General features: G+C 67.7%; 12 protein-coding genes and 2 pseudogenes. 8 read left to right on the top strand and 6 right to left on the bottom strand.

Going from position 1 to position 16,839, the window contains the following annotated elements:
* Positions 1-158: 158 nt before the first annotated feature.
* The 5 genes and pseudogenes from ACFYOP_RS33480 to ACFYOP_RS33460 all read right to left on the bottom strand — a co-directional run bounded on the left by ACFYOP_RS33480 (position 159) and on the right by ACFYOP_RS33460 (position 5,186).
* On the bottom strand, positions 159-1,691 hold the full coding sequence (locus ACFYOP_RS33480; RefSeq protein WP_356899581.1) for a M28 family metallopeptidase: 1,533 nt from the start codon (positions 1,689-1,691) through the stop codon (positions 159-161).
* A 165-nt stretch (positions 1,692-1,856) separates the two neighbouring features.
* Positions 1,857-2,525, bottom strand: a complete 669-nt coding sequence (locus ACFYOP_RS33475) for an HhH-GPD-type base excision DNA repair protein (protein ID WP_356899571.1) — start codon at positions 2,523-2,525, stop codon at positions 1,857-1,859.
* A 13-nt stretch (positions 2,526-2,538) separates the two neighbouring features.
* Positions 2,539-2,850: pseudogene (locus tag ACFYOP_RS33470) on the bottom strand (sigma factor); the annotation flags it as partial.
* A complete protein-coding gene (locus ACFYOP_RS33465; RefSeq protein WP_356899572.1) occupies positions 2,844-3,260 on the bottom strand; it encodes a YciI family protein in 417 nt (138 codons plus the stop codon). The gene ACFYOP_RS33465 and the pseudogene ACFYOP_RS33470, both read right to left, overlap by 7 nt.
* 192 nt (positions 3,261-3,452) lie before the next feature.
* Complete coding sequence (locus ACFYOP_RS33460; protein ID WP_356899573.1) at positions 3,453-5,186, bottom strand: lysyl oxidase family protein; 1,734 nt, start codon at positions 5,184-5,186, stop codon at positions 3,453-3,455.
* A gap of 527 nt (positions 5,187-5,713) precedes the next feature.
* On the opposite strand from ACFYOP_RS33460, the gene ACFYOP_RS33455 reads away from it, so the two are divergent.
* From ACFYOP_RS33455 to ACFYOP_RS33425, 7 genes and pseudogenes are all read left to right on the top strand, one after another.
* A complete protein-coding gene (locus ACFYOP_RS33455) occupies positions 5,714-5,872 on the top strand; it encodes a hypothetical protein (RefSeq protein WP_388453893.1) in 159 nt (52 codons plus the stop codon).
* A 58-nt stretch (positions 5,873-5,930) separates the two neighbouring features.
* Entirely contained in the window at positions 5,931-6,419 is a 489-nt protein-coding gene (locus ACFYOP_RS33450; RefSeq protein ID WP_356899575.1) for a hypothetical protein, read from the top strand.
* A gap of 11 nt (positions 6,420-6,430) precedes the next feature.
* Entirely contained in the window at positions 6,431-7,171 is a 741-nt protein-coding gene (locus tag ACFYOP_RS33445; RefSeq protein ID WP_356899582.1) for an ABC transporter ATP-binding protein, read from the top strand.
* The gene (locus ACFYOP_RS33440; RefSeq protein ID WP_356899576.1) at positions 7,168-8,385 is read left to right on the top strand and encodes an ABC transporter permease; all 1,218 of its coding nucleotides are present in this window, start codon (positions 7,168-7,170) and stop codon (positions 8,383-8,385) included. Before ACFYOP_RS33445 ends, ACFYOP_RS33440 begins: the two co-directional genes overlap by 4 nt.
* A 5-nt stretch (positions 8,386-8,390) precedes the next feature.
* Positions 8,391-8,789, top strand: coding sequence for a hypothetical protein (locus ACFYOP_RS33435; RefSeq protein ID WP_356899577.1), 399 nt, complete (start codon positions 8,391-8,393; stop codon positions 8,787-8,789).
* Positions 8,786-9,496 carry a hypothetical protein gene (locus ACFYOP_RS33430; protein ID WP_356899578.1) on the top strand — a complete coding sequence of 237 codons (711 nt, stop codon included), beginning with the start codon at positions 8,786-8,788 and terminating at the stop codon, positions 9,494-9,496. Before ACFYOP_RS33435 ends, ACFYOP_RS33430 begins: the two co-directional genes overlap by 4 nt.
* A 246-nt stretch (positions 9,497-9,742) precedes the next feature.
* Positions 9,743-10,209, top strand: a pseudogene (locus ACFYOP_RS33425) (tyrosine-type recombinase/integrase); the annotation flags it as partial.
* Positions 10,210-10,481: 272 nt separating this feature from the next.
* Here ACFYOP_RS33425 and ACFYOP_RS33420 read toward each other — a convergent pair.
* Positions 10,482-13,430, bottom strand: coding sequence for a hypothetical protein (locus ACFYOP_RS33420; protein WP_356899579.1), 2,949 nt, complete (start codon positions 13,428-13,430; stop codon positions 10,482-10,484).
* A gap of 1,121 nt (positions 13,431-14,551) precedes the next feature.
* Here ACFYOP_RS33420 and ACFYOP_RS33415 point away from each other — a divergent pair.
* Positions 14,552-16,822, top strand: a complete 2,271-nt coding sequence (locus ACFYOP_RS33415) for a BTAD domain-containing putative transcriptional regulator (protein ID WP_356899580.1) — start codon at positions 14,552-14,554, stop codon at positions 16,820-16,822.
* Positions 16,823-16,839: the final 17 nt, after the last annotated feature.

Genomic DNA, 16,839 nt, shown 5'->3' with positions numbered 1-16,839 from the left:
TGCCGCGCGGCCGATTCGCCCGAAAGGGGCCCTGCCCGCCATCCGGAGGACGACACCCGAGCACCCGGGCGGGCGCAGGGAACGGGAACGGGAACGGCGCGCCGCGGGCGTGGTGCCCGCGGCGCGCCGCGACGTAACGGTGTGGCCCGAGCGGGGTGTTACTCGGTCACCTCGTGGTCGTGCCCGTCGTGCAGGCCGCCGCCGCTGCCCGCGTCACCGTCCGTCGGGACGGACGTGACGGGCTTGCGCAGCGAGCTGATGTCGTGCGCGTAGGTGCCCACGGCGTTGGCGATGACGCCGATGTTGACGGCGAAGGCGTCCATGTTGATGTTGCTGAGGTCGTCGCCCGCGGCGTGGTAGTTCACGTCGTACGCGACGCCTGCCTCACCGCCGAACTTCTGGGCCTGCGCCTCGGTCTTGATGCCCTCGGCGCCGGTGAAGGTGCCGCCGGACGGGATGCCGACCTCGATGAACGGCCCGTAGTCGGAGCGGCCGGTGAAGTCGGTGCCCTCGTGCGGGGTGCCCCGCTTGTCGAGGTACTCGTTGATGTCGCGCTCGAGCTGCGCCGAGCCCGCCGGGCCCTCGCCCGCGCCGACGCCGTCCGAGTTGTCCCCGTCGTAGACGAAGAGCCCGTAGTTCGGCGACGCGATCATGTCGAAGTTGAGGTAGAGCTTGATCTCCTTCTTGCCCAGCTCGCTGAGGTTCGCGACGTAGTGCTCGGAGCCGAGCAGGCCGTTCTCCTCCGCGGACCACCAGGCGAAGCGCACCTTGTTGGTGGGCGACTTCTCCCGCTTGGCGAGTTCCTCGGCGACCTCGAGGAGGCCGGCGGAACCGGAGCCGTTGTCGTTGATGCCCGGGCCCGCGGACACCGAGTCGAGGTGGGCGCCGAGCATCACCGTGTTGGCGGCGTTGCCCCGGCGGGTCTCCGCGATCACGTTGTTGGTGGTGCGCTCCTCCTGGAGTTCGCGGACCTCGAACGAGACGTTGACCGGGCCCTTGGCGACGTCCGCGGCGAGCTGCTCGCCCGCCGCCCGGGTGATGCCGCCGGTGGGGATCTTCGCGGCCTCCGCGTCGCCCAGGGTGCCGGACAGGGTGCCCTCGGTGTTGTTGTAGACGATCGCGCCGACCGCGCCGGCGCCGGCCGCGGCGGCCTGCTTGGCGGCGAAGGTGCAGCCACCGCGCTTGATCAGCGCGATCTTGCCGGTGAAGGTGTCCGACGCGTAGTCGTCCGCCTCGCAGCCGGTCGTGTCGTCCACCGGCACGGCGGCCACATCGGCCTTGATGCCGCCCACCGGGGTGGACTTGGTGTACGACATGGCCGCGATGTCGATGTCGCGGGGAGCCGGCGAGACCACGGAGAGCTTCTCGGCCAGGGTCTCGGTGTAGACGAAGCTGAAGCGCTGGTACGAGACGTCGTATCCGAACTTCTTCATCTGCTGGTACACGTACGCGGCGGACGCGTCGTGGCCGAGGGACCCGGCGGCGCGGTGGCCGTCCGTGCTGTCGGCTATCTGCTGGAACTTCTCAAGGTGCTCGTATGCGTCGTCCGCGGACGACTTCTGGACCAGCTTCCGTGCCAGCTTCGACGCGTCCTTGGCGGCCCGGTCGCCCGGGTCCTGACGCGCGGCGGACGGGGAGGCGGATGCCAGCAGGAGCGGGGTCGCGAGTGCGGCTGCGGCCATGGTGGCCACGGCTCTGCGACGGGTTGCCTTCACAGAGGTCCTTCCCGAGATGTACGAGGGTTGAAGGGAAGTTAGCGATCTCTGCGGCCGCTGTGAACACTTGCGCCGTAACTCATTGCGCATTCCGTCTCATTGGCACACGGAAGCCCTCCATCCACATGAACACGTTGTTCATCAGGCCTTCTTGGGCGGCCTACCGGCACTGGCGGACTTCGCCGGTCCCGCGGTCTTCGTCGCCTTCACCGTCCGCGCGGTCTGTGCGGCCTTGGCCGCCTTCGCGGCGGCCTTCTTCTCCTGCTTGTACGCCCGGACCCTGGCCAGCGACTCCGGTCCGGTGATGTCGGCCGCCGACCGGTAGGAGTCCTCCTCGCCGTAGGCGCCGGCGGCCTCCCGCCAGCCGTCCGGCCGTACTCCGTACTGCTTGCCCAGCAGCGCCAGGAAGATCTGCGCCTTCTGCTCGCCGAAGCCCGGCAGCGCCTTGAGCCGCGCCAGCAGCTCCGCCCCGGTGCGCGCGTCCGACCAGACGGCGCTCGCGTCGCCGTCGTACTCGTCGACGACGAACCGGCACAGCTCCTGCACCCGTTTGGCCATCGACGCCGGATAGCGGTGGACCGCCGGCTTCTGGGTCAGCAGTTCCGTGAAGGCGTCCGGGTCGTACGCGGCGATCTCGCCGGCGTCGAGATCGTCGGTCGCCAGGCGCTGCGCCAGCGTGTAAGGGCCGGTGAACGCCCACTCCATGGGGATCTGCTGGTCGAGGAGCACCCCGATGAGGGCGGCCAGGGGGCTGCGGCCGAGCAGTTCGTCGGCGTCCGGTTGCTGGGCGAGGTGGATCGTGGCTCTCATGCCCCGATGATCACCCCGGGGCCGGTGCCCCGCCAGCGAAGGTCCGGGGGTGCCCGGGGGCGAGCCGGCCCGCCGTCTCCTCACGGCGGTGCCGCGCCTCCTCGCTCCGCAGCAGATCCGTCAGCCGGCGGGCGCCGACCCTGATCAGCCAGCCCCGCGGATTGTCCGGCACACCGCCCTCCGGCCACTGCTGCGCCGCCGCCAGCAGCGCCTCCTGGACCGCGTCCTCGGCCAGGTCGAAGTGCCCGTAGCGGCGCACCAGCGCGCCGAGTACCTGCGGCGCGTGCAGGCGCAGCAGGTACTCGGTCTCGGTCGGCGCTAGCAAACGTCGCCGCCGCCCTCCATGATCTGCCGGATGACCACGGGGTACTCCTGGGAGCCCTCGGGAACCGGGCACTGGGTGATACGGGACGCGATCTCCGTCACCCGGTCCAGGCTCTCGCACTCCAGGACCCAGTAGCCGGCGAGCACCTCCTTGGTCTCGCCGTACGGACCGTCCGTGATCACCGGCCGGCCGTCCTTGCCGGAGAGGACGTGCCGGGTCTTCCCCGGCTCCGCCAGGCCCTGGGCATCGACGAGCTCGCCGGACTCCGCCAGGTCGTCGTTGACGCCCTGCATGAACGAGAACATGGCCTGCACATCCTTCTCGCTCCAGGACGGGGCCTGCTCGGAGCTGTTGCCGCGCATCGCCTCGTAGTCCGCCTGTGTCCCCTGAACCATCACCAGGTACTTCATGATCCGCTCCTCTGGCCGGGTGGTCGCCCCCTGTGGGCAACTCTCACAGGGGACGTCGGATACGGCGCGGCATTCTCGACGCGGCGCGGCGGAAAATTTTCCGCTTCCGCGGGATGGCCGGGCAGCGATCCGGCAGAAGCGCGACGCCGGCCCCGGGATCCTGTCCCGGGGCCGGCGTCCCTCATGCGGAGATCAGTTGGCGTCGACCAGGTGGTGGGCCGGCACCTTCACGGTGCGGGCGCCGGGCGTGCCGCCCAGCACGACCTTGCGGAGCGCGCTGTTGTTGGTGAGGTCGGTCTCCTTCAGGCGCTTCTCCGGGTTGGCCAGCACCTGGATGTAGTAGGTGCCGTTGGGCAGACCGGTGATGTCGAAGGACTGCCCGGGCAGGTCCTGGGTGTACGTGTCGCCGGAGCCCACGTCCAGCACCTCGCGGACGGAGATGGAGTTCTCCTGGCCGCACGCGGTGGACAGGTCGGTGTTGTCCGGGTGCCAGTTGGCGTTCTTCACCGTGTAGTCGACGGCGTCCGTGTTGGCCAGGCAGAAGGCCTCCTTGCCGCTGCGCACCGCTACTTTCTGGTCGGCCTTCAGAAGGCGGTAGCTGGCGAAGTCGGTGAAGTGCCAGTGCTCGTGCCCCGGCCGCGGGTCCCACTCCATGGTGCCGGTCGGCGCGTAGCCGACCTGCTTGCCCTTCGCGTCGTAGAAGTACTGATAGGCGTCCATCAGCTTCTTGCCGGGGGAGCGGAAGCCGTCCACCACGAGCTGCGCGGGGCCGGCGTTCCACACGTTGGCGCTGAAGGCCAGATAGTCCTTGCCGGGGACGTTGTCACCGCCGTCGCTGATCTGGATGCCGTAGGCGGGCAGCGAGCGGAGGTCGGGCTTGGGCACGTTCGGCACGGACGCCTTGCCCGTCGGCCGCTTCGCGTTGGGCGCCTCGGCCGGCGCCTGCCGGGAACCGTCGGTCTGCCCGGGACCGTCCGCCGCGAGCGCGGCGGCCCGCAGGCCGGCCTTCTTCACCGCCCACGGCACGGCGGGCGGGGCGGACGGGTGGGGGCCGTGGCCCACGTTGTACGCCGGGCCCGCGCCGCTGGTGGGTGCGGCGGGCGCGGCGGGACGCATCGCGTCGTGACCGGTGTGACCGCTGTGGCCGTTGGGCGCGGAGTGGCCGGTCGCGTGCTCGTCATGGCCGCCGGCGGCCGACGCCCGCGCGCTGCCCTCCTCCCAACTGCGCTCGCGTACGGTCACCTTGATCGTCTGCGGCTTGTCCGCGATGCCGAGCAGGTCGCGGTAGCGCTTGGCCACGGACACCTTGGCGGTGTACTTGCCGGGCTTGAGCACGACGGGGTCGGAGTAGTGGCCCGAGTACGTGTTGGCCGCCCAGCCGTTCTCGACACCCCACACCGAACCGAGCGTGAACGGGTTCTCCGGACAGCTCTCCGGATACTTCGACTTGGCCGGGGCGTCGGGGCGTACCCGGCCGGAGGCGTTGTTCGGGCAGAACGACTCGTCCTTGGTCAGCACGGTCCTGCCGGCCGAGTCGGTGATCGTGACCCTCATGAAGCCGGGCAGTCCGGAGAAGTCCTTCACCAGCCCGGCCGGCAGGGTCTTCGTCCGGACGGTCCTGCCCTGGCGGATGATCCGGGTGGCGACGACCGGGTCCTTGTAGGACTTGCGGGTCACCTTGAGTTCGAGCGGTCCGTTCTCCGCGGTGAGGTAGGTCCCGAGGTCCAGGTAGACGCCGGGCTCCTCCTTCCACGAGTCGAGAGTCACCGACGTGGAAGCGGCGATCAGACTGAGCTTCGGCTTGGTCTGCTTGGTCTGCGCCTTCTCGGCGTCGGGAGCGGCGGCGACGACGCCGGCGGTGACTGCGATGGCGGCTCCCGCGGCGAACGCGGAACGCCACAGGCGGGCATGGTGGGATCTGGTCATGAATCCTCGTTGTCCAAAGTGCCTGATGGGACGGTGGATCAACAGCCCGCGCCAACCGGCCGCCGTGGTCCGAACGAGGCGGCCCCCCGTAGCGAAACTGTCTCCCGCCCGTGAGAGGCGGCGAACGGCGCCATGGGTTGTCCGGCGTCTCCCGAGGGACGCAGGATTGTCCTGAAACAGCCCTTCTCCTCCGGAACCGGCCGTCCTGCCTCCGATCCCGCCCACCGGCACCGCGCCTGTGCTATCGCCTGCGGCTGCGCCGCCCGGCCGGGCCGTCGGATGTCCGCGGTGGTCGGGGCCGACTGGCGAAGGCCCCTAGAAACCACCGAGATCTTGGAGCGGTGGGGCCCTTCGACGTCAGTGCCCGGTGAGGCACTGGCGGAGGATACGAGATCCGAACTCGTGAAGGGTTGCCCCCAACACGCTTTCCCAATGTTCGTACGGGGGTTCGGCAACGCCCGTCAGCGTCCTGACCTGGGCCGAGAGGGCCTTCTCTCATCGGCATGCTGATTGCCCTCCACAAGACGATGACAGACGGTCGGAACAACTTCGACGGCAATTGGGCCATGGCGCAGAGGTTCAACGGCCGCATCGCTGAGGACCTGCACCAGGCCCGCCAAGAAGGCAGCGTCCCACTCGCCATCGTCTTCAACGACGGAATCACCGAGACCCGCACCGCTCCATAGGAAGTACGAGCGTCAGACGCGGCAGCTGTGCGCCGACCCGCAGGTGCTGCCCACCACCATGACCGAGCACAACGCCACCCAGTGGCAGCGCACCACTCTCAACTGCGCCGACGCCGGCGCCTCGACCAGCACCCCGACCATCGGCGCTTGGGCGCTGGACACCCTGGACTGGGTGGTGGCCGCGGCCACGGTCACCGTGGGGCTCGCCGACAGCGGCCATCCCGACCGAGTTCCGTCCTGGGTCACCGCCGACGCCCTGAGGCAGTGGGTCCGGAACCCGGACCGCTTCACTTCCGTCTACGACTACACGTTGGTCGTACGGGCTTATTCGCTGCTCGACGGCGCACTGGACGCGGCGCTGCGCGAAGCCCTCGGGCGCGGCGTCACGCCGTACAAGGGGTGTCCCGGGCTGTCCGACCTGTACCAGGTCGGCGGCGGCGATGACGCCTGCGACGTGAAGACCACCTGGGGCGTGTGGATCCTGGATCGGCAACCGCACGGCGCCATGGGGTGGTTGCCATCCGTGACCCCGAGGAACAGAGAGTGAGCAAGAGTTCGGTGAGCGCATTGCTGCGGGCCGAGGGCGTGGGCAAGTCCTACACCCTGCGGGGAAGGAGGGTCGATGTCCTGTGTGGCGTCGACCTCGCCGTGAGAGGAGGCGAGGTCACCGCCCTGGTCGGCCACTCGGGCTCCGGGAAGACCACGCTCCTGCACATAATCGGGCTGCTGACCCCACCGGACAGCGGCCGGGTGTTCGTCGAGGGCACCGACGGCACGGGGCCCGTCGACACGTCGGAACTGTCGGACGGGGCGCTGGCGGATCTGCGCCGCAGCAGGCTCGGGTTCGTGTTCCAGTCGTACAACCTCCTGCCACAGCACTCGGCGCTGCGCAACGTCGTCCTGCCGTTCCTCGGCCGCCGTGGAGAGGGAGAGGCACGCGCCCGCGCGCTGCTGGGACGGGTCGGTCTCGCGGAGCGCGCCGACCATCTGCCCAGTGAACTGTCGGGCGGCGAGCAGCAGCGGGTGGCACTGGCGCGGGCGCTGGTCAACGACCCGCCCGTGGTGCTGGCCGACGAGCCGACCGGGAACCTCGACACGGAGAGCGAGGAGGTACTCCTCGGACTCTTCCGGGAGCTGGCGGACGAGGGCCGAGCGGTGCTCCTCGTGACGCACAACCCGGCGGTGTCGGATGCGGCGGACGTGGTGCACCGCCTGGACAAGGGCGCGTTCACGTCCCCGGCCGAGGGTGTGCCGGCGGAGAACGCAGCCGAGCGTGTGGAGACGGAGAGCGCGGAATGAACATCTTCAGTCTGGCGCTGGCCAACGTCCGCGCCCTGCGCCGTCGGTTGTTCGGCCTGGTGGCGCTGGTCTCGGTCGCCGCCGCGGTCTGTCTCGGCGCGCTGGGCATCGCCGACCGGGCGCAGGGCGCCACCGACGCGGATGTCAAGGAGAGCAGCGCCAACCGCAGCATCACCGTCGACAAGCCCGACGGTCGCCCCGACACCCCGCAGCTGACGGATCGTACCGCCGCCCGGCTCGCGACACTGCCGCACGTCGAGTCGGTGCAGCACCGGGCGCAGGTCTCGTTCGGCGTGCTGACCAAGGCGGGCGACACCGTCCTGCTGTACGCGACGACCTACCGGCCGGCGCTGACCCCGCCGGTCACCAAGTCGGTGCGGAAGGACCTCTTCCCACTGCGCCCCGGCGAGATCGTGGTCCCGGCCGCCTCCCAGGGTGTGGACCTGAGCAAGCTGGTGGGCCAGGAGATCGACATCGAGACCACCCGCTATGTACGGCAGGGCGAGGGCACCGGAGTCAGCAGCCACGCCCGCCTCGTAGGTGTGTACGACCCGACCTGGCAGCTGGACAACCCGGACGCCGCGTACGCCGCCGACGCCACCGTGATCAAGTGGGCGGCACAGCGGTCCGGGGAACCGGAGGACGGCTACCTCTCCACCATCGGCTACGACCAGCTGACCGTGGTCGCGAAGACGGCGGCGGACGTGCCGGACGTGACGAAGTCGGTTCAGCAGCTCGGCTATCCGGCGGTCACCCTCCAGCAGCAACTCAACGCGCTGCCTGCCGTACTGGAGATGATCAAGGTGGTCGGTCAGGTGCTGCTCGGTGTGCTCGGCGTGCTCGCGTTCGTCGGCGCGGTCACCGTGACCGGGGCGCTGTCGAGGCAGCGTGCCCAGGAGATCGGCGTCCTCAAGGCGGTCGGTTTCCGCACCAGGTCGGTGCTGACGATGCTGGTCACGGAGATGGCGCTGGTCGGTGTCGTGGCCGCGTTGATCGGCGCCGTGCTCGGCGCGGTACTCGGCAGCGGTGCTGCCGCCCTGCTGCGGGGCAGCGCGGACCTGGCCCCGTATGTCAAGGGCTGGGTGCTGCTGCCGTCGGCGGGCACCCTGCTTCTGCTTCTCGGCCTGACGGTGCTGGTGGTGGCGATGGGTTCGCTGGCCCCGGCGCGCAGGGCGGCGAGGATGTCCCCCACAGATGCGATGAAGGACTGGTAACCCCCATGCCATACCCACAGACGAGCACGCACGTCGAGCACCGCACACGGCTGACCGGTCCGGCACGCACCACCCTCCTCCTGACCGCGCTCAGCTCTGCCCTCGCGCTGACGACGGCCTGTTCCGGTCCGGGCGGAGTGGATCTGGGCAACGACTGGAAGGGCTCCAGCACCTTCGCGCTCGCCAAGGTCGACGGCCTGGTGACGGTCGTCGGGATCAATCCGGACAAGCCTCGGGCGGAAAGCCTGGCTGTCGTGCCCCAGCAGGCTGACGACGATGATGCGATCAGCCCGCACATCGTCGAACTCGCCGACGGACGATGGCTGTTGACCGTCCCCCGCAAGGTGGCAAGCCGGACCGGCGGTACGAGATCAACCGCAAGGACCACACCCTGGACGGCATGACGGGCGACGAGCGGCTCCGCCGGATCCTGCCCGGCAAGACCCTGGTCGCCGAGGTGGCCGGGCTGCCCGACACCAAGTCGGCGGGCGGGACCGCCGCGTCCGGCGTGCTGGCGAAGGACCCGGCCCAGTGGACCACCAAGCGCGAACTGAAGGTCCCCGGCACCATCGACTTCGCGGCCTCCGACCCGGCGTCGGACACCGTCTGCCTCGGCAGCTCGGCGGATGGCGGATCCGGCGACGGCACCAGCATCTCTGTTGCAAACCTGACCGACGGCAAGGTCACGCCCGTAACCGTGCCGAGCGACTTGGACGTCAAGGACCTCGCGTGCCCCTCCGGCCACCCGGTCATCGTCGGCTCCCCGGCCTCGGCGAAGTCCGGCGACATCAAGGTCTCCCTCAAGCACACCGCCGCCGAGACGGTGGTCACGGTCGACGGCGGCCGCGTCGATGCCGTGGCGGCGACGGACTCCTCCATCATGGTCGCGGCTGCCACAGGCAACGACACCGAGCTGGTCGAGGTCGATGCCACCAACGGCAAAGAACTGCATCGCGCCCGAGTCGAAGATCTCGCCGCATCCCTGAACATCACCCCTACCTCGACCGACTGGCTCGTCTATTCCGAGAGTGACCCGGGTGAACCTCACCACTGGCGCGACCAAGCAGTTCGACCTGCCGGGAAGCCTGCTGGATTCCTGACGCGGTCGTGACGGACTGATCACTCACGCTGACGATGTGCCTGTGTGCCCTCAGCGGGCACATTCAGGGCACAGTGCAACGGAAGACACCACGGACCAGGGAAACTACCGAGCGTAGTTTCCCTGGTCCGAGGTACTTCCAGGGCGAACCCGCAGGTCACTCCCCACCCCCGCCATTTGATTACTGAGTGGGATCAGATGGCTGGCCGGGGCAGCCGGAACCTCGTTTCAGGGATGGAGAACGTTCAGCGGGAGTAGACCCGTCGCGAACACAAGTCCACCGAGTCCCCAGCCGGGCGGCGCACCATCGGCCTGCCCGATCCGCTGATCAAGATTCTCCGCCAGCACCAGGAGATGCAGGAACGAGAGCGGATCGAGGCCGGTGCCGACTGGGAGGGCAAGGGCTACGTGTTCGCCTCGCCGACCGGCGGGCCGCTGAGCCCGAACACGGACTTCCACGTCTGGAAGCGGCTCCTGCGGGACGCGGGCGTACGGGACGGCCGTCTTCATGACGCTCGCCACACCGCAGCGACCGTGCTCCTGATCCTCGGCGTCCCGGATGTGGTGATCGACTCGATCATGGGTTGGGGGCTGGGGGAGCGGCCCGGATGCGCGCCCGATACATGCATGTGACCGGGACCGTGCTCCGCAAGGTCGCACAGCAGGTCGGAGACGCGCTCTGGGTACTGCCCGGAGCTTCCGAAGCCGACAGAACGTCCAACTGAGACGGAGACTGAGACGGACACGTCGAAGGGCCCCACCGCGAACGGTGAGGCCCATCAACTTAGTGCCCGGTGAGGCACTGGCGGAGGATACGAGATTCGAACTCGTGAGGGGTTGCCCCCAACACGCTTTCCAAATGTTCGTACGGGGGTCCGGCGGGGTTCGTAGGCGTTCTGACCGGCAGCGGAGTATCCGAGGCGAACCCGTCCGGACGGGTCCGGACGGGGGTGAATGCAACCCCAACTGCAACCCTTCACCTGCCAGAAGTCACCCCTTATGACACTGGTGTGTTCACCGGCTTCCACTCGGATTCCGTCCGGCCGCTCGGTTCGAGCCCGAAGCGGCGGACGCGATCCGCTTCGTCCTCATTGCCCAGCCCTTCCAGGACCTCCGCCAACTCGGCGATACAGAAGGATTCGCCCGCCAGCGCTCCACGCCGGTAGCAGTCGTCGGCCTCCTCCGCCCGGCCTGCCTGGGTGGCGAGGAAACCTGCGAGTTGGTGGGCGGTCGGTACCCCACGGCTCGCCGCTTCCCTAGCGCTTTGCAGCGCCTCTTCGAGTCGACCGTTCTCCGTACGAATGAAGGCCGATCGCCACAGGGCGCCGGCGTTCCCAGATTCGGCGAGTTCGGCCAGCCAGTCGATCGTTGCCTCGTACCCGTCCACAGCGAGCGAGAGGTCGCACGCTAGAAGGAACGCTGGCATGTTCAGCCGCGGAACATTTTCGCGGCACCAGCGCAGCGCTTCTTCGGTCCGTCCGCCGTTTAGCAGGATCCGCACCAAGGAAGCCGACGCCACGATCGATCCGGCGGCCACGTGAGCCTCCAACCACTCGATAGTCCTTTCCATGCCCTCGCATTCGACCGCCAGGTCAGCCGCGGCGTCGAAAACCATGCGGCCACCTTCGGCTACGACCTCCCGGTAGCAGGCGAGCGCTTCGACCGGCCGGTCCGTTTCGATCAGGGCCTCGGCCTTCGCACGCGACACCCTGACGCCTCGCCGTTCCAACTCCTGAAGCCAGTCGAGGGCTTCCTCCGCATCGCTTTCCGTTGCCACGAGACGGGCACATCGAAGCACCGAAACTGCGTCGCCCGCCTCCGCTGCCCGCCTATACCAGTCGATCGCCTCACCCTGACGGCCGTTCTCTTCGGCATTCTGCGCGACCGAAAAAAGTGCGACGGCGTTTCCTTGATCGATGAACTGCTGGAGCCAGCCCATCGCCTCACCCTGGCCACGGTTCGCGAGAGCGTCTTCGGCGGCGTACTCCAGGGCTAGGTCGTCGCCTGCTTCGGCACGGGCTCTCAGCCAGTCCATGACCTCGCGTTCTCTGCCGAGTGCGCCGGAGAGCGAGATCAGGGAGGCGTGCGTCCCGTGATCACCTGCTTCGATCGCGCAGCGGTACCAGTGCAGCGCCTGATCGTGCCAGCCGGCCCTCTCCATCAGCTCGCCGGCCAAATCCAAGGTCTCCCCGCTCCCGCTCTTCAACGCGCGGAGGTGGAGCCGGAAGGAATGCCGGAAAAGACCTCGGTTTCGAGCTTCCCAGGCGAGGCCACTGTAATCACCTGGGTTCGAGAATTCGGCGACTGCCTCCCACAATGAGTTCGGAGCACCGATGGTCGATCTGCTGACCCGCCCGAACTGATCCAAGAAATCCGCCAGCCGATAGCGCGGTTCCACCTCGGCCGGGGCGCTGGGTCGCAGGCGCATCTTCACGAGTGGGCTTGTGGCACCCCGGCACCGCCTCCCGAGGAACGCCAGCGTGTCATCGAACCATCCGTCCGGCAGATCGTCCCATTCGTCGTCGGCCATGTAATCAGCGGCGGCCCTCTCTAGCAGCGCGGGCGGGAGTTCCTTCCGGCATCCGAGTCGACGGGCGTCCATCGCTGCGTGTAGGACCGCTCTGGCAGCCGCCGGAGCGGTGGCATAGCATTCCATCAGGGCGAAGGCGGCGGAGAGATACTGCGTGATGCGACCGTCATGGGCGCATTCGACCGCCTCAGCGAACCTCGTGTCGGTACGTGCGTGCTCCCGCGCCTCGCTCAGCGCCGACGCGTCGAACTCCGAGGGGACGCGAATGCTGCGGCCAGTGAGGAGGACCCTGGCTTCCCTGTGTCGGTCGGGTTCCCCCGGGTCGGGCCGGGTGGTGAATTTCTCCCACTCCGTGGGCCACAGCGTGCCCAGGACCAGGACGGGCCGGCGGGCCGCATCGTTCAGCAGGTCCCGCAAACCAGCGGCTACGGCAGCCCCCTGTTCGCTGCCCGGGGCTGACAGGAAAGCAGCGAGATCGTCGAGCCACAGCACTGTCCGCGGACCCACGGAAGCCATGCCCCTGAGAAGTGCTTCACCCGGGCCGGGGGCGATCGGCTGCCAGAGTCGCCAGTTTGCGGGCAGGGTCTGCACTGCCTCCCAGCAGGCGCGGGTCTTCCCCGACGACGATTCACCGACGAGGACGACGAGCTCGCTGTTGCCGCTGATGGCGCTACTCATGGCCTTCGCCAGTAGGCAGTCGTGGCCGCGTCCGACGTAGACGGGAAGTATTGCGGGACGGCCGTCGGTGGCCGCGCCTTCGGTCTGGATCACCCGGTGGACATCCAGTGCGTACGGATCGGTGAACATGCCGATCGCCGCGCCGGGACGGTCCGGAGCGCGGTCGGTCTCGTGCCTGCAGAAAGCCTCCGCAGTGGCCCTCCCGAAGAAACGGACTACCAGGTCAGGAAAGCCCCTTAGAATGTTCGATAGTTGCCCCTGGTCCCACAGTTCGATCTTCAGGTTGTGGTGGGCTTTGCGAAGTTCCGCCAATGTCTCGACGACCTTCACGTCCGAGGCGTCCGCAGTCGTGATCACGACCAGGCGCTGGGCCGCGAAGGGGCGTGTACCTTCCATATAGCGCTTTACCGCGTCCCTCAGATCGGCTGCGGTAAAGCGCTCGTAGCGCTTGGCCTGATACACCGAAGTCGGCCCCGAATCAAGGAACGCGACGACGTCGATACCCTGCTGTGGCTGCCCACGGCGTCCGAACAGCCGGGCTTCGCGGGCTTGGTCGACCTTCAAGGCGAGAGCAGCCACCAGGTGCTCGACGGCTTCCCACGTGAGGTCGCCGGTGTTAAGCAGGAGTGGGGCCGTGTCTGTCAGTGGCGGTGCGTGGGGGAACTCAGAGCACACCAACGGATGATCCGGCCCGAGGACCTCTCCGTGCGGCTCACTTCCGGTAGCGACTTCGCTCACGGCGCCCTCCCCGCCGGTGATTGTAGACGCACGAGCTACGGCCGCTGTCCTCGGTGAGTTGGTCGTCCAAGTGGCATCGCTCTCTCCTCTCCTTGTGCGGTTCTCTGCACGGCCTAGATGGCTAGCTGCTCCGCAGTATGGTCCCTCGCGATCAAGGCTCGAACCATGGGATTTGCAACCCTCAACGTCGAAGGCCCCCGCAGCGAGCTGCGGGGGGCTTCGACATATTGCCCGGTGAGAGCAATGGCGGAGGATACGAGATTCGAACTCGTGAGGGGTTGCCCCCAACACGCTTTCTAACTGTTCGTCCGGGGGTTCAGGCAGATCCGTCAGTGTCCTGACCAGCAGCGTAATCCCCAGGTGGAAGCAGGCTGATTGTACCGGCACAGGAGTGAATGCAACGCATACTGCAACCCGCGGGTGGGCTCACCGACGCGTGTTTCGCCCTCAGCTTTCCAAAGCTCTATACCCCTCTTACCAGCATGAATAGATCGGGATGCGGCTACTGATGGTTCTCCGGCCGGGAGGCAGGCCGGTTCTTCCGGGCCTGCCTCCCAAAGTGCCTCCGTGTCGGCCGTGTAGCTCGGCAAGGTCGCTGTGCCGCCTCGGGACCTACTCGAGGTCGGAGAACAGCTCGGCCTCGTAGATCCGTTGGGCCGTCGGACGGACCGGTCGGCGAAGAGCGGCGCGGTGTGCAGCTGAGGGCGGCTGCGGCGCGGGCGGGCGGGGCCTACGCCGACGCCTGGGGGGCACCGTGGCCTTGGGCCGTCGGTACCGTGCCGGTCGGCTTGCGTCACGCCGAAGGTTCTTACGTTGTACGGGTTTCATGAATCTCTCCCTGTTCAAGTGGCCTTTTTCCCACCATCCGAATTCGTACCTTCGGTCTCTGTGGCGTGGTGTGCCCCCTTCGCCATGGCGGGGCATCCGTATGCCCTTCTCCGATGATCCGCTGGAGCGGTCGGGGTGGGATGTTCGAAGCGTTGCAGATCAGCATAGGAAGTTCAAAACTGCTTTCGTTAGGCGAACGTTAATGGGTGCCCCGCTCGCCATGCCATGCTTCTCCAGTGCCTGCCGGTAAAGCCAACGCGGTGCGAGGCCGCATGCGACTAGAGGTGATGATCATGGAATTTCGCGTCCTGGGCCCAGTGCTTGCTGTGGCAAATGAACAGTCGGCCCCGATGAAGCCGACGAAGATCCTCGAACTTCTCGCTGTTCTGCTAATGGCGCCTGGGTATCGTGCCTCGCACGCCACTATCGCCAACTTCTTATGGCCGGGTGAGGAGTCGAACGCGAATCGAATTCGCCGATATTCTCATCAGTTACGGATGGAAATCCCGGGCATCGTCCAGCCGAACGATCGGGGATTCTGCCGGATCCAGGTGGACCCACAGAGTGTCGACTACGTGCGCTTCCAAACCTTCCAGCGCCTCGCGAACGTCGCCGATGATCCCCGGCGCCGGCTCAGCGCGCTCCGGTCCGCACTCGGCGAGTGGCGGGGAACGGCTCTGGAGGGCATGGCTGGCGCGGGCTTCTCTCGGAAGAGAATCGAACTCACCACCGCATTACGGAACGTGACAATTGCCTGTGCACTGACCGAGCTCGAGTGCGGGGAAGCGCACGCCGCGTTGCAGCGGGCTGACTCGGCGATGGCCCATTGGCCGGACGACGAGACGTTGCTGGAAGCGCAGGTGCGTGCCCTGCGCGCTCTCGGCAGGTCGGAACGAATCGAGCCGTTGCTTGCTCGCTGGGGGCGTCAGTTCGCTCGGCCCACCATGCACCTGTTGCTGGCAGGAGAAACGGACACTTCTGCTCCTACCGCTGACAGTGCCGAACCTGTCCGAGTCCGCCAGATCCCCAGCGAGCTGCCCTCCCCACCCATCGGCTTGGTCGGCAGACAAGCTCAGCTCGACCGGATAGCGGAGACCCTTGCCGGCCAGACACCTGGCAGGAGCCGAGTCGCGGCGCTCACAGGCATGCCTGGTGTAGGAAAAACCTTCATCGCCATGGAGGCGGCCGCCCTGGCCGAACGGAGCTTCTCGGACGGAATTCTCTACGTCGACCTCGGTGGCTTTTCGTCAGGTGAACCGGAACGGCACGGCGCTGTCCTGGCCAGGTTCCTGAACGATCTCGGAGTACGTCCAGCGACTCCGACGATGGACGGCATGGTCTCCGCTTACCGAACTGCTCTCGCAGATCGCTCGCTGCTGCTGGTCCTGGACAACGCGCGCGACGAGGACCATGTCCGCCCGTTGCTTCCTGGCCCGGGGGCAAGCGCGGCGATCGTTACGAGCCGTCGTCAGTTGCACGGGCTGGCGATTCGTGAGGGTGCCGAGCTTGTCGACCTCGCTCCGCTGAACTCGCACGATGCCGTTGAGCTGCTGCGAATCCGGTTGGGCGAGGATCGGATGGGTGCGGCCGTCCCCTTCGTTGACGACTTGGTTGAACACTGTGGAGGCTTGCCCTTGGCGCTGGGGATCATGGCCGCGCGGATCAAAGAACGCCCGTCCCAGGCGCTGGCAGGCATGGTTCGCCAACTGCGGCAGGAGAGAACCCGGCTGCGTTCTCTCGACCTGGGCTCGGAGAGCCTGAGCGTCCGCCTGCAGCTGGAAACTTCCTACAAGTTGCTGCCGATACCGGCGGCGAACCTCCTATGGCAGTTGACGGTCCATCCGGGGCCGACGATCAGCTGGGTGGCACTGCGCGCACTCGAACCTCACGGTATCGACAGCGTCAGCGACGCAGTCGACGAGCTGATGCGGATGAGCCTGGTGACTGAGCCGGTATTCGAGCGCTACTCCCTGCATGATCTCGTCCGCGTTTACACCGCTGAACTGTCGGACCGGCAGGACGAAGACGAGCGAGAGCGGGTCGTGGAGCGGGTGCTCCGCTTCCTGTTGCACAACGCCTGGGCGTGCGACCGGAGGCTGGATCCGGCCCGGCGACTGCCTATCGGCGAAGCCCCCGATGTCGAGGTGGTTACGCCGACCCATGCGGCGGACGCGATGTCCTGGTTCGAGGCCGAGTACTCAACCCTCACGGCTGCCGTCGGTCTGGCGGAGAAGCGTGGGCTCGACCGCTACACGTGGCTGCTCCCGATGGTCCTGGTGACTTTCCAATGGAGATCCGGGCGCCACCTGGACGCGCTCAAGTACCTGAACAGTGCGCTTGAGGCCGCGGGTCGGGAGGCCGGTCCGGCCGACGTGGCCATGGTGCACCGGATGCTTGCCGGCACCTACCGGAGCCTCGCGGACCTTCCGCGCGCCACGGGTGAACTACGACGCGCAGTGCGAGTGAGCGAGGACGACGAGGATGTCCTAGCCTCGCCGTTTCGCTTGGTGTGGGACCGGTTTCTGTGCGGCAACACGAAAGTGCCTTCTGAGCTGGGACGATGAACCTTGTCGAGGGGTTC

It is taken from the genome of Streptomyces sp. NPDC006294 (assembly GCF_042870895.1).
In the GTDB taxonomy this organism is placed as follows: Bacteria; Actinomycetota; Actinomycetes; order Streptomycetales; family Streptomycetaceae; genus Streptomyces.
This window is presented reverse-complemented; position numbering and strand designations above follow the sequence as displayed.